This is a genomic window from Streptomyces sp. CA-179760 (assembly GCF_050937045.1).
Lineage (GTDB): Bacteria > Actinomycetota > Actinomycetes > Streptomycetales > Streptomycetaceae > Streptomyces.
Genome location: NZ_JBNJLZ010000001.1, coordinates 7,395,063 through 7,408,140 on the forward strand (window position 1 = coordinate 7,395,063; position 13,078 = coordinate 7,408,140).

Annotated in this window: 11 protein-coding genes and 1 pseudogene; 7 read left to right on the plus strand and 5 right to left on the minus strand. The window is 73.1% G+C overall.

The window, feature by feature from the left end; translation table 11 throughout:
• Positions 1–3 precede the first annotated feature (3 nt).
• The gene (locus ACQEV8_RS33700) at positions 4–2,268 is read left to right on the plus strand and encodes a heavy metal translocating P-type ATPase (protein ID WP_432973187.1); all 2,265 of its coding nucleotides are present in this window, start codon (positions 4–6) and stop codon (positions 2,266–2,268) included.
• Positions 2,265–2,777 carry a copper chaperone PCu(A)C gene (locus ACQEV8_RS33705; protein WP_432967836.1) on the plus strand — a complete coding sequence of 171 codons (513 nt, stop codon included), beginning with the start codon at positions 2,265–2,267 and terminating at the stop codon, positions 2,775–2,777. Before ACQEV8_RS33700 ends, ACQEV8_RS33705 begins: the two co-directional genes overlap by 4 nt.
• A gap of 6 nt (positions 2,778–2,783) precedes the next feature.
• Here the strand turns inward: ACQEV8_RS33705 and ACQEV8_RS33710 are convergent, their stop codons facing one another.
• On the minus strand, positions 2,784–2,999 hold the full coding sequence (locus tag ACQEV8_RS33710) for a heavy-metal-associated domain-containing protein (protein WP_432967839.1): 216 nt from the start codon (positions 2,997–2,999) through the stop codon (positions 2,784–2,786).
• Between the two features lie 297 nt (positions 3,000–3,296).
• Here ACQEV8_RS33710 and ACQEV8_RS33715 point away from each other — a divergent pair, with 297 nt between their 5' ends.
• The 4 genes and pseudogenes from ACQEV8_RS33715 to ACQEV8_RS33730 all read left to right on the plus strand — a co-directional run bounded on the left by ACQEV8_RS33715 (position 3,297) and on the right by ACQEV8_RS33730 (position 5,897).
• A complete protein-coding gene (locus ACQEV8_RS33715) occupies positions 3,297–3,512 on the plus strand; it encodes a hypothetical protein (RefSeq protein ID WP_432967842.1) in 216 nt (71 codons plus the stop codon).
• A gap of 105 nt (positions 3,513–3,617) precedes the next feature.
• Positions 3,618–4,252, plus strand: a pseudogene (locus ACQEV8_RS33720) (ATP-binding cassette domain-containing protein).
• Complete coding sequence (locus ACQEV8_RS33725) at positions 4,249–5,118, plus strand: metal ABC transporter permease (RefSeq protein ID WP_432967845.1); 870 nt, start codon at positions 4,249–4,251, stop codon at positions 5,116–5,118. The pseudogene ACQEV8_RS33720 and the gene ACQEV8_RS33725 overlap by 4 nt, the downstream one beginning before the upstream one ends.
• On the plus strand, positions 5,076–5,897 hold the full coding sequence (locus ACQEV8_RS33730) for an ABC transporter substrate-binding protein (protein WP_432967848.1): 822 nt from the start codon (positions 5,076–5,078) through the stop codon (positions 5,895–5,897). Before ACQEV8_RS33725 ends, ACQEV8_RS33730 begins: the two co-directional genes overlap by 43 nt.
• Before the next feature lie 117 nt (positions 5,898–6,014).
• On the opposite strand, the gene ACQEV8_RS33735 is transcribed toward ACQEV8_RS33730, so the two are convergent.
• Together ACQEV8_RS33735 and ACQEV8_RS33740 are read right to left on the minus strand one after the other, a co-directional pair.
• The gene (locus tag ACQEV8_RS33735; protein WP_432967851.1) at positions 6,015–7,688 is read right to left on the minus strand and encodes a class I adenylate-forming enzyme family protein; all 1,674 of its coding nucleotides are present in this window, start codon (positions 7,686–7,688) and stop codon (positions 6,015–6,017) included.
• A complete protein-coding gene (locus tag ACQEV8_RS33740; protein WP_432967854.1) occupies positions 7,685–9,424 on the minus strand; it encodes a CoA transferase in 1,740 nt (579 codons plus the stop codon). Before ACQEV8_RS33740 ends, ACQEV8_RS33735 begins: the two co-directional genes overlap by 4 nt.
• Positions 9,425–9,535: 111 nt before the next feature.
• Here ACQEV8_RS33740 and ACQEV8_RS33745 point away from each other — a divergent pair, with 111 nt between their 5' ends.
• Entirely contained in the window at positions 9,536–10,732 is a 1,197-nt protein-coding gene (locus ACQEV8_RS33745) for an acyl-CoA dehydrogenase family protein (RefSeq protein WP_432967857.1), read from the plus strand.
• On the opposite strand, the gene ACQEV8_RS33750 is transcribed toward ACQEV8_RS33745, so the two are convergent.
• Both ACQEV8_RS33750 and ACQEV8_RS33755 read right to left on the minus strand, forming a co-directional pair.
• Entirely contained in the window at positions 10,721–11,707 is a 987-nt protein-coding gene (locus ACQEV8_RS33750; RefSeq protein WP_432967860.1) for a sugar ABC transporter permease, read from the minus strand. The genes ACQEV8_RS33745 and ACQEV8_RS33750 overlap by 12 nt on opposite strands.
• Positions 11,708–11,802: 95 nt before the next feature.
• Positions 11,803–12,918, minus strand: a complete 1,116-nt coding sequence (locus tag ACQEV8_RS33755; RefSeq protein WP_432973190.1) for an MFS transporter — start codon at positions 12,916–12,918, stop codon at positions 11,803–11,805.
• Positions 12,919–13,078 lie beyond the last annotated feature (160 nt).

The window sequence follows — 13,078 nt, forward strand, 5'->3', positions numbered from 1 at the left end:
CTGATGAGTGCGGAACCGGCGACCGTCCTGGTGACGACGGACCTGACCGTCGGCGGGATGACCTGCGCGGCCTGTGTGAGGCGGGTGGAGAAGAAGCTGGCCAAGCTGGACGGGGTCACCGCGACCGTCAATCTCGCCACCGGGCGGGCCCGGGTGACGCATCCGCAGCACGTCAGTCCCGAGGAACTCGTCGCGACGGTCGAGACGGCGGGCTACACGGCAGCGCTCCCTGAGCCGCCCAAGGATCACAAGCAGGAGCGTGCGGACGGCGACGAGGCCGACGGCACCCGGGCGGAGCGCGAGCGACTGGTCATCACGGCGTTGCTGGCGGTGCCGGTGCTCGTGCTGTCGATGGTGCCCGCGTGGCAGTTCCGCAACTGGCAGTGGCTGTGTTTCGTGCTGGCCGCGCCGGTCGCCGTGTGGGGCGCGTGGCCGTTCCACCTGCGGGCGGTGCGCGGGCTGCGGCATTCGGCGGCGACCATGGACACCCTCGTGTCGCTGGGCGTGGTGGCGTCCTTCTCCTGGTCGGCGTATGCCCTCTTCCTCGGGGGCGCTGGAGAGCCGGGGATGCGGATGCCGTTCAGCCTGGTGCCCTCCGCCTCGGGCGGCGTGGCGCACATCTATCTCGAAGCGGCCGTCGGGGTCACGCTGTTCGTGCTGGCGGGCCGGTTCCTGGAGGCACGGGCGCGGCGAGGAACCGGCGCGGCGCTGCGATCACTGGCCGAACTCGCCGCCAAGGAAGTGGCGGTACGCGAAAACGGGGTCGAACGGCTTGTAGCCGTCGAGGAACTGCGGGCCGGGCAGGTCTTCTTCGTGCGGCCCGGGGAACGGGTCGCCACGGACGGACAGGTGGTGGAGGGCAGTTCGGCCGTGGATCTGTCCCTGGTCACCGGGGAGAGCGAGCCTGTCGAGGTTCAGCCGGGTGCGGCGGTGGTCGGCGGGGCCGTCAACGCGGGCGGCCTGCTGCTGGTACGCGCGACGGTCGTCGGTGCGGGCACGCAGCTCGCCAGGATCACCCGGCTGGTGACCGAGGCGCAGGCCGGCAAGGCGAAGGCCCAGCGGCTGGCCGACGCGGTCGCCGGCGTCTTCGTCCCGGTCGTGCTGGCTCTGGCCGTCACCAGCCTGGGGTTCTGGCTCGGTGCCGGCGCCGATCCGCAGGCCGCCGTCACCGCGAGCGTGGCGGTTCTGGTCGTGGCGTGTCCGTGTGCGCTGGGGCTGGCGACGCCGACAGCTCTGATGGCCGCGACCGGTCGCGGCGCCCGGCTGGGCGTCCTGGTCAGCGGCCCGCAGGCCCTGGAGGGACTCCAGCACATCGACACCGTCGTGCTGGACAAGACGGGGACTCTCACTTCAGGGCACATGAGCGTCTCCCGGGTCACGCCCGTACCGGGCGGTCTCGGGAAGGAGGCCGTGCTGCGGCTCGCCGGGGCCGTGGAGCAGGGTTCGGAGCATCCCCTCGGCAGGGCCATCACCGCGTACGCACGGCGCGCACTGCCTGGGCGGGCACTGCCCGGGGTAGCCGACTTCACCGCCTTGGCGGGACGGGGCGTGCGTGGCCGGGTTGAGGGGCAGCTCGTCGAAGTCCTCGTACCGGACGGCGAACTGCCCGCAGCCCTCACTGAAGCGCTGTCCGCGGCCGAGGCCGCCGCACACACGCCGGTGCTGGTGCGCGTGGATGGGGTGGCCGAGGCCCTGATCGAGGTGGGGGACGTCGTCCGGCCCGGGAGCTACCGGGCTGTGGACCGGCTGCGGCGTCTCGGTGTGTGTCCGGTGCTCGCCACGGGGGACCATGAGGCGCCGGCGCGGGCCGTCGCGGGGGCCCTGGGGATCGAGGAGGTGCACGCCCGCTGCACTCCCGAGGGCAAGGCCGATCTCGTAGCGAGCCTGCGGGAGCAGGGGCATCGGGTCGCGGTCGTCGGGGACGGGGTCAACGACGCCGCCGCGCTGGCGGGCGCCGACCTTGGGATCGCCATGGGGAGCGGCACCGACGTGGCCATCGGGGCCGCCGACGTCACGCTGATGCGTGGCGACATCGAGGTGCTGGCGGACGCGGTCCGGCTCGCCCGGCGCACGCTCGGCACGATCCGCGTCAACCTCGCGTGGGCCTTCGGCTACAACGTGGTCACCGTGCCGCTCGCCATGGTGGGCCTGCTCAATCCGATGCTCGCGGCGGCGGCGATGTCGCTGAGTTCCGTACTGGTGGTCGGCAACAGCCTGCGCCTGCGGGCCTGGCAGCCCTCGCCGGCGGCCCGGGGGCGTGCCCGATGAGCGAGCGACACCTCTGGCGTCCCACGCGCCGACGGCTCACCGACACCCTGCTCGCCGCCCTGGCCCCCGTCGCGGCGTGCAGTGTCGCCCTCGGTGGTCTCACCACCTGGGTCGGCACCGGCAACGCGGGCACGCCGGCCAGCGTCAAGGTCTCAGGAGGGCGGATCTTCCTGCCGTACGGCGACAGCAGGGACACCGCCGCGTTCTTCGACCTGGCCAACTCCGGTGGCGCGGACGACCGGTTGGTCAGGGTGACGTCCACGGGTGCGGACGGCGATGTCTCCCTCAGCGGTCATCGTGCTGTCGGCGTGGGGGCGGCCGCCAAGGAAAGCGTCGAGTCCGTCACTGTCCCGGCAGGAAGCAGACTGTCCATGTCGCCGCACGGCGTGGATGTGACGCTGCGGGCCGGCGGGCGGTGGCAGGTGGGCGACTGGGTGCCGTTCACGCTGCACTTCGAGCGCAGTGGGCCCCTCAAGGCCATCGCCGTGGTGGTCCGACCGGCCTCGTGAGCCCGTTCAGGCGGCCTGCGGCTCGGCGATGCCGTACCCGGCGTCGACGATCGCGGTGCGGATCGCTGCGTCGTCCAGGTCGGTGCCGCGCACAGTGACGGTGCTTCCGCCGAGGTCGACGGCGACCTCGGCGACGCCGGTGACGTCGGACACCTCTTCGGTGATACTCGCGGCGCAGTGCTCGCAGCTCATTCCCGTGACGGAGTAGTGCTTCTCGGCCATGGCGGTCACTTCCTGTTGCGGATGGGTGGGGTGTGACGCATCTTTTCGCTGGTGCCTCATGAGGGCTTCAGTGGCTTCAGCCCCTCAGGTAGTCGTGGAAGCGGTGGAGCTGGTTCCCGACAGTCCGGCAGGTTCGGAAGCACCGGGAGCGAACAGGTGCGTTGCCGTGCCCCCGGCGCCGTGCACGCGGGCGGGTCGCGTCGCACGCCCGGGGGTAAGACCGCGGCAGTACGACGCACCGGGCGGCCCTCACGCGACGCGCGTGACGACCGTCAACTTCCCGAAAGGTGGCGGACGATGGAAGAAATCAACGGGCTGGAGCCACTGGCGACCTTCTGCGGCAACTGCAACTGCGGTTGCGCTCAGCTTTTCGTCGATCCCGGTGCGCCTAAGGAGCGCCGCGTCCTGCTCACCGACGACTTCGGACAGCGGGTCCAGATGAGTGCCGACCAGTTCGCCTCCCTCGTGGGGGAGGCGAAGGCAGGGAAGCTGGACGGCATCACCATCGCCTGAGGGGCGTCTGCGGCCTTCTTTCCTGATCCTGGACCGAGGTTCTGCGATCGCGTGGGAACCAACCACCTCTCCCCTCCGACTGCTGTGGGGAGGCAGGGAGGTGGCATGGAAGCGCTGGACGTCCGGATGTCCGATGTCGTGTGCCGGCACGGCCGGGTGGAAGCCGTGCGCGACGTCGACCTCGACATCGCGCCCGGGCAGCGGGTGGCACTGACCGGCACCAACGGTTCGGGCAAGACGACGCTGCTGCGGGCCGTTCTGGGCTTGCACCGGCATTTCGCCGGGCGGATCCTGGTGGGGGTCGGGACACCAGGAGCGCGGCCGAGTGGGCGTGGCGGCGACGTTCCTGCGCGTGGATCCCGCAGAAGCCGGCAACCGGCCGTTTCCCGCTGCTGGGCCGGGAGTTGCTGGCCAGCAGTGGCGCCCGCGCAGCGGCGGCCGAGGCGTCGGACAAACTCGGCGTCGGGCATCTCGCCGACCGGCCGCTGCACACCCTGTCAGGCGGCCAGCTCCAGCGCATGTACCTGGCGCGCGCGGTCGGCGGCGTCGCCGCGGGGGCGGGGGTGCTGCTGGCCGACGAACCCACCGCCGCACTCGACTTCTCCGGACAGGAAGAGGCGGCCGATGTCCTGCTCTCCCTGCCGGTCACCGTCGTGGTCGTCACACACGACCGGGCCCTGGCAGAGCGCTGCGACCGGGTCCTGGAGATGGCCGCGGGCCGGCTGCGGGAGGCCCGGTGAGCATCCTGGCCGCGGCCGACGTCGGCCAGCTGCTGCAGCTCGTGCCCGTCCAACGCGCAGGCCTCGCTCTGCTGGTGGCGGCCGTCGGGCTGCCCGTGATCGGCGTCGTCATCGTCGGCCTCGACATCATGCCGGTGCGGTTCGCGATGATGCACGTGGCGCTGCTGGGCATCGCGGTCGGCCTGCTGACCGGACTCGACCCGATGCTGTGCGCTCTGGTGGCGTGCGCGCTCGCCGGGGCCGGAGTCGCACCCCTGGCCCGCACCCCGGACGGCCTGTCCGGCGCCATGGGCCTGTTGATGAGCCTGGCGATCGCGGCCGCGCTGCTTGTGCTGGCCGTCTCGGGCGTCAACGCGGCGGGCGCCTTCGCGCTGCTGTGGGGGTCCATCCTCTCGGTCGGCAGCGCCGACCTGTGGCTGCTGACCACCCTGGCCGTCGTCGTACCGGGCCTGTTCTGGTGGCGCCGCAGGGACATCGCCCTTCTCCTCTACGACCGTGAACTCGCCCTGACCTCGGGCGTGCGGGTCGAGCGGCTCACCCTCCTGCTGCTGGTCCTCGTCGCGGTGTCGGTCGCCGGAGCCATCAAGCTCACCGGCGCTCTGCTCGTCGACGCGCTCACTCTGCTGCCCGCGCTCGCCGCACGGCGGCTGGGCCGTTCCCTGTTGTCCATCACCCTCTGGGCGGTCGGCATCGGTGTCGTCGTGAACCTGACCGGGTTCCTCGTCGCACTCCGCTTCGACTGGCCGCCCGGGCCTGTCCTCGTCCTGACCGCCGGCGTGGTCGTCCTCGCCGTGCATCTCGTCCCCGAACGGAGAATCACCTCATGGCGCGCAGCCGCGTCCGCATCACTTCCGTCCTCGCACTGACCCTCAGCACGGCATTCACGCTCACCGGTTGCGGCAGCGACAGCACGTCGGCGTCCTCCGCGTCCTCCGACGGGGAGTCCGCGGGGAAGAACAAGGACGCCCCTGTCGTCGTGGCCACCACCAGCTGGGAAGGCGCCTTCGCCAAGGCCGCCGGCGCGAAGGACGTCAAGGTCGTCGTGCCGGAGTCGGTGCAGCACGCGCCCGACTACGACCCGAAGCCGTCGGACCTGGCGGCCGTGGCGGGCGCCGACTTCGTGCTGTACGCGCCCTTCGAGCCGTACGCGGCGAAGTTCAAGGAGGCGGCCGGGTCGGACGCCAAGCTGGTCGAGGTCAACCTCGACAACGACGCCGACAAGGCCAAGGCGCAGGTGACGCGCCTGGGCAAGATGTTCGGCACGGAGGACGCCGCCGCCAAGTGGATCAAGTCCTTCGACACCGAGTACGGAACGCTGCAGAAGGACCTGAAGGCCGCGTGGCCGGACGGCAAGGCGCCCACCGTCGTCGCCCAGGTCTTCTCGACGTGGTCGGCGAAACTGGCCGGGGCGAACGTGGTCGGTACGTACGGCCCTGAAGCGGTGACGGCCAAGCAGCTGTCCGACCTGTCGGGGAAGAAGCCCCAACTGGTCCTCGACAACGTGCACATGACGACCGGCAAGGTGCTGCCCGACTCCGGCGCCCGCCAGGTGGAGATCGTCAACTACCCGGCCAGGGACCTGGATCTGCTGGCCGTGTACAAGAACGCGGCGACGGCGGTGGAGAAGGCGATGGCCGGCTCCTGAGCCGCAGAAGCCGCAGAAGCCGCAGGGGCCGCAGGAGCGAGCAGCCGTAGGAGCCAGCAGCCGTAGGCGTAAGGGCCGCCCGGGTGTTGCCGGGCGGCCCTGACGCTCACCCGTGGGTCAGCCTGCCGACGCCAGAGGCCAATGCTCCACCGCCTCGGTGGTGCACCGTTCCCGCAGCGCCGCCCGGTCCGGCTTACCCGCCGGAGTCAGGGGCAACTCGGCCAGCACCAGCAGCCGTTCGGGGTGCTTGCGCCGCTCCAGGCCGCGGGTTCCGAGGTGGGCGCACAGCTCGTCCAACGTGAGCGCGGCGCCGTCCCGAGGCACGACGCAGGCCGCGAGCCTCTCACCCATCAGCGGGTCGGCCACCCCGACGCACACCACGTCGCGCACGGCAGGATGTGCGGCGAGTTCGATCTCCACCTCCGCGGGGCTGATGTTGGCCCCGCCCCGGATCACCACGTCCTTCAACCGCCCGACGACCCGGAGCGTCCCGTCGTCGTCGATGAGCCCCAGGTCACCGGTGCGCACCCAGCCGTCCGTCGTGCGGTAGCGGGAGTCGAGGTCGGGAGCGGCGACGTAGCACAGCGGGGTCATCGGCCCGCGGGCGACGATCTCGCCAACGGTGCCACGGGACACCTCCGCGAGTTCAGGGGTGCCGGGCACGGCGATCCGTATGTCGGCGACCCGTGGGTCGGGGCGCCCCGCGGCGATGCCCGGCCGCCCGTCGGCGTCGGGGGAGTCGTCAGTCAGGCCGGTGTGGCAGTTGACGCCGTCCGCGGAGCCGTAGAGGTTCACGACCGGGCAGCCGAAAGCCCGGCGTGCTTCCGCTGCCGTGGCCTCGTCCAGCGGTGAGCCTCCGACGACCACGGCCGTGAGCGGGGCCAGCTTCCGGTGGCCGCTCCCCGCCATGCGGTCCAGCAGCATCCGGATCATGGTCGGCACGCCCAGGACATGCGTCGGCTCGTGCTCGGCGAGTGCCTCCAGCGCGGCCTCGGGTGTGAAGTGGTCGAGCAGCACCAGGGTTCCGCCGTGCCGGGCGAGTGTGACGGCGGTGCCGTTGCTGCCGAAGGCGGAGGCCAGCGGCACGAGGAACAGACAGCGCGGCGGGCGCCCGTCCGGCATGAGGGAGCCGAGGAAGTTGCCGCGACCGCCGGCCAGGGCGTTGTGCGAGTAAGCCACCATCTTCGGCTCGGCCTCCGAGCCGGAGGACACCAGGATGCGGGCGGCGGAGTCGGGATCGGGGCGGGCCGGAACGAACGTCTTCGGGTCGGTGCGCAGCAACTCCGAGAGGGCGACGGCCCCTTCGGGTGCGGTCCCCGCGGCGATCACCGTGCGCAGCGCGGGCAGCTCACCAGCCAGCGTCAGCAGGTCGGCCGCGTGGTGGTTGCCGCGGTGTTCGGCCGCCGCGATCACCGCGACCGCTTCCGATCTGCGCAGCAGTGAGGCCGCCTCCCGTCCCCCGCGCCCGACCGGGAAGGGCAGTGCGACCGTGCCCAGGGCGGCCAGGGCCAGGTCGACGATGACCGCGTTGCGACTGTTGGGCAGTTGGACCGCGACGACGTCGCCGCTGCGTATGCCGAGACCGGAGAGCCCGGCGGCCAGACATCGGGCCTTGCGGTCCAGGGCGGTGTAACAGAGTTTGCCCTTCGCGTCGAGGACGGCCGTGCGGTGCGGGTCGGCGATCTGGTGGGCGCGGTAGAGGCTGTAGAGGCCCAGGTCGGGGCAGGTTCCGTCCACGGCCCAGGAGCGACGCAGGGTGGCGGGCAGCAGGTCGTGCAGGGCGACGGTCATGCGAACCTCCAGGGGTCGGGAACGGCGGGGGCACCGTGTACGTCGCGGCTGATCGAGCCGGAGGTGAGGAGCTCGGCGAGGTCGGTGACGACCGGGACGGCGGACAGCCCGCGCCCGCTCAGGCGCTCCAGCGCCTGCGTCGTGGACAGGTCGCGGACGTCGTACGCGATCGCGGAGTGGTCCGGAAGGGCGATCCAGCCGTCGGCCGTGGGCACAGGCCGACGGAAACCGGCCGGCCGACGTGGATCGAGGCCCTGCGCGGCGCGGGAGCGGGCCGGTGTGGTCAGCATGTCGGCGGCGCCGAGCAGGGACGAGTCCACCCGCACACCGGCTCCCGTGCGCTGCCGCAGCAGCAGCCCCGCGAGGACGGCCTCGGCACCGATGAGCCCGCCCAGCACGTCGAGCAGGGTCATCAGGGACGGCGCGGGCGGCTCGTCGGCGGGACGCGCCGCCTCACCGACCCCGGTACGGGCCTGCACCATGAAGTCGGTGCCCATCGGCGCGCCCGGCAGCCGGTCCGCCCAGCCGCTGGTGTAGGCGTAGACGAGCGCGGGGTTGGCGGCGGACAAGTGCTCGTGGTCCAGGCCGAGTACGGCGGCCTTGCCCGGCGCCCAGTTGTGCAGGAAGACGTCGGCCTCGGCCGCCATCGCGCGCAGCCGCGTGCGGTCCGCAGGGGACTTGATGTCCACCTCGACGGCCTTCTTGCCCCGGTTGAGCGCGAGCCAGCGTGCCGAGATCCCCGAGCAGGCGGGCGGCATGCCCCGCAGCGGATCCCCGCCGGGCGGCTCGATCCGCACCACCTCCGCGCCGAGCAGGCCCAGCAGATGCGCGGTGAGCGGCGCCTGGATGCGACGGCCGGCCTCCAGCACCGTCAGACCGGCCAGAGGGGCGTCGGCTTGTGGCGCCGTGCCGGCGTACGACGCCTCGTGCGGGGTCAGTCGCCACGGCGGGGCCCCGTCGTACTCGGCGGCCCGCTCGGCGAGCGAACGCAGCGGGCACGCCTCGGCACCGGATGCGCGGGCCGCCTCGCGGATCAGCTCCCAGCCGGCGGCCCGAGCCGCGTCGTGCAGCGGCTGCGGAAAGGCTGCGCAGGCCGTGGCGTACCGGAACTGGAAGGGCCGCCAGCCGTGTCGCACCGAGTCCCCCGGCGCGTCCAGCGCACGCCAGAACGCGGCCCACGCGCCCGGGTCGAGCGTCTCCAGTTCGAAGACGACCCCGTCGGCGGAGGTGAACGGCGGGCCGCCCGGGGCGAGTTCGGCAGCCTCGCTCTCCTCCGCGCCCGCCGCGGCGAGGTACTGCGAGACGGCGAGCAGTCCGGCCCGTTCGGCGCTGACCTTGGCACTCGTCGCTTGTCCGCCGCGAGCCTGGGTGAGGAGCCCGGCCAGCAGGGCCTGCACCGTCAGGACGCCGGTGGCGGTGGCGGTGTAGTCGACGGCCAGGCCGCGCGGGGCGCCGTCGCGGCGGCCGTGTACGGCCATGACGCCGGTGACCGCCTGCACGGTCGCCTCGTCGACGACTCCCTCGCCCCACGTCGTGTGGGCGGTGAACTCGCTGAACTCCCGGCCGAGGAGCCGGATACGGCCACCATGCGGCCCGGCTCCCTCCGCGCCGAGCAGCCGCAGATGCTCTGCGACGAGTCCGTCCGCCGGCCCCGGCGGACCCGAGGCTTCCAGGCGCAGCCCATCGAGCGGCCGGGCCGACTGGTGCGCGATGGCCGGTGTGGCTGGTGGTGCCATGCCTCTCCTCTCCTGACGCGCGGGAACCCGGGAGCGATCGCCCCCGACCAGTTCCACGAAGAGACAGTCGGACCGGCAGGCGCCGGAGTTCCCGAGGAGACAGGGGAAGACGTGCTGGACGTGACGCTCGGAGATCCGCAATGTCCGCCGGAGGCACAGGAACTGAGGGACCGGGTGGCGGACTTCGTCCGCGCGCGGGTGGTGCCCTGTGAGCCGGTCCTGGACGCCGGCGGCCCGGACGCGGCGGCGGCCTTGCGCCGACTGCGCGAGGAGGCGAAGTCCGAGGGCCTGTGGGCGCTTCCCCTGCCCGCCGAACTCGGCGGCCAGGGGCTGCCGTTGCGGTCGTACGCCCATGTCGCGGAGGCCGAGGGTGCCAGTGACCACGGTCCGGCGGCACTCGGATCGGCCTCGCTGCTGGACGCGCTCATGCTGTCGCGGCACGGCAGCCGGCGGGTCCGCGAGCGCTGTCTCGCCCCGCTGGTCGCGGGGGACCTGCGGGCTTGCTACGCGATGACCGAGCCGGATGTCCCCGGTACCGATCCATTCCTCACCACCACCCGTGCGGACGAGGGTGAGGGCGGAGGCTGGCTGGTGACCGGGCGCAAATGGTTCATCAGCGGGGCGGCCGACGCCGACCTCGTCACGGTTCTCGCCCGGACGGACGGCCGGGCCCCTGACCGGGAGGGCCTGTCCCTGCTGCTGATCCCCGCTGTATCCCCCGGCTTCCGCGTGCTGCGTGAGCTGCCCGTGCTCGGTGCGGCGGGCCAGGCGGAGATCGAGCTCGACGGTGTCCCGGTGGACGCCGACCACCTGATCGGCGAACGCGGCCAGGCCCTCGCCGTAGCAGCCGAACGACTCCAGCTCGGCCGCACCCTGCGCTGTCTGCGCTGGCTCGGCCAGGCGACGCGTGCCTTCGAGCTGATGCGCGACCGAGCCGTCACCCGTACCCGCTCCCGCGGTCCGCTCGGCGACCTGCAACTGGTTCAGCGCCATCTCTTCGAGTCCTTGCTCGCCCTCCGGACGACCCGGCCCCTGGTCCACGAGGCCGTGTCCCGGCTCGACGCGGGAGGCGATGCGCACGTGGAGGTGGGCCTGGCCAAGGTCGCCGCAGCGCGAACCCTGCAACTGGTGGCCGACGCGGCGATCCAGGTCCACGGCGCGGCGGGCCTCGGCCCGGACACCGCGCTGCCCGCCCTCTTCCACACCGGCCGCGCGGCCCGCATCCTCGACGGCCCCGACGAGCTGCACATCACGTCGGTGGCCCGACGGGTGCTGCGGGCGACCCAGCCTGGACGATCAACGCGGTGAGGCCGGCAGGCCGGTGAGACCGGTGAGGACAGCCAGGGCGTACGCCAGGAAGAAGTCTCCCCAGATCAGCTCGTGCCGGACGGCTGTTCCGGCCGCCAGGTCGTAACAGCCGTCCAGGAGGCAGCCATCGGCGCTCAGGTGGCTGCCCACCAGGACCTCGAGAATGGCGACGGCACGGTCCTGGTACCCCAGCCCGAGCAGGGCGAGCGCGGTGATGGCGGCGGCGGAGGTGTCGCGAGGCCCGTCGGGGTGGGCGGCGTCGGCGGGCGGTACGAGGCACTGGTGCTGCGTCAGCAACGTGTCGACATGGCCGGAGAATTCGTTGCCGCCCGGCAGATCCGTGGCCTCGGCGAGTGCGAGCAGCAGCCACGCCGGGCCCCGGCTCCAGCCCGAGGGCGGATCGGTAAAGGCGGTCCAACCCGCTCCTGGGTCGTGCCGCCACGACCAGCCGGGCGGTCGCATGCCGAGGCACAGGTCGACATGCCGCCGCAGATGGGAGCGAGCCGCCTCGGCGTTCACCGTCGCCAGCAGGGGCACCATGCCGGGCACACCGTCCACGCGGGCCAGCAGCCGCGGCCCGCCGAACGCCGAACCCCACGGCACGAGCCCCAGGTCCGGGTCGACGGCGTTCACGCAGGCCCGGGCGGCCCGGTCCCGGAGGCCCAGGTCGTCGTCCGCGAGGGCGGTGCCGTACCAGAAGATCAGTCCACGGGTGGCGGTGTCCGCCTCGGCCCAGTCGGCCAGGCGGGCCGTGCAGGCTCGTGCGGCCGCCAGGTCGGCGGCGTCGTGGGTGTACCGGGCGCGCAGCCAGAGCAGTCCCGCCCAGAAGCCGCCCGTCCAGGAGCCGCGCGCGGTCGTCTTCCAGGTGCCGGTGTCCGGGTTCGCGTACAGGGGGAACCGGTCGCCGACCTCGGCGCGGGTGCCGGCGGCCCGGGCCAGGACGGAGGCGAGGGCCGCCTCTGCCCAGACGAGCACCGGCCCGGGGGCTGCCTGCGGGGACGTGCTGCGGGATCGTCTCGGAGATGTGCTGGGGGAGGTGCTCGGGGAGCTGCTCTCGTCCGGGCGTGCCTTCATGACCGTACGCCCGCGCGCTCCCGCCCGGCCCACAGCAGCGCCACGGCCCCCGCCCCCGCGAACTCGGCCGCCACGAGCAACCACCCGCCTCCGTACCGCCCTGCCTCCGCCAGCATCCCGAACAACGGCGGTCCGACCGCGAAGCCGACGAAGAAGCCCGCCGAGACCAGCGCCGAGTCCTGGCCCGCCCGGCCGGGCGCGGCGCGTTGCATCACCAGGACCATCGACACCGCGTTCGCCGCCACGGCGAAGACACCGACGGCCACGGCCGCCACCCACGCCAGCGGTCGGACGGTGGACGAACCGGCCAGCAGCAGGGCCGCCGCCACCGCGCCCACGGCCAGCGAGCCCGGTAGCCAGGCCGCCCGCTCCGGACGCCCCGCGACCTTCGACCACCCCACCCGGCCCGCGATGCCGGCCACACCCAGCACGGCCACCAACGCGCCCGCCGCGGTGGGACCGAGGCCGAGCCGCTCGGTGCCGTACAAGGACAGGTAGGTGTTCACCGAGGCGATGCCGCAGCCGAGCAGCAGTGAGAACGCCATCAGCCAGGCGATCATGCCGCGTGGCACCCAGACCGCCGGAGTCGACTTCGCCGGCGGGTCGGCGGGAAGGGCCAGCGCCGCCCACACCGCCGCGACCACCGCGGCACCGGCCGCCGTCCATACGGCACCCCGCCACCCGGTGAGCCCGGCCAGCGCCGCCAGCGGCAGCCCGGCCGCGAACGCCCCGAGCTGCACCCCCGACTGCTTCATCCCGGTCACCGAGCCGCGCCGGGCGGGCGGTACGGCGGCGAGGATCGCCTTGTTCGTGGCGGGGTTGGCCAGCGCCTGCGGCAGTCCGCCGAGCGCGACGGCCGTGAGCAGGACCCCGGTACCCGGAGCCGACCCGAGCAGTGCCAGTGCCAGTGCCGACACCGCCAGCAGCGACACCAGGCACCGCCGTGGCCCCACCCGGTCCACCACCCGGCCGCCGAGAGGGGAAAGCAGGGCCGCCGTACTGAATCCCACGGTGGTCGTCAGTCCCAGCACGGTCGGTGAGACGTCCAGCTCCGCCACCAGCCGCGGGCCGAGCGCCCCGAGCAGGAACAGCTGCAGCATCGAGAAGGCCATGGCGGACGTGAGCAGCGCGGTGAGGGCGCCCGTCGCCGGAGCCTCCGCCGCCCCGGCCTTCGGCCCGCTCTGTCCGGCCTGTCCCGCCTGATCCGTCGTCACAGACGCACCTCCCGGACAGCAGTCGGACCCAACTTTCCTCCGGTTCCCGCTGTTTACT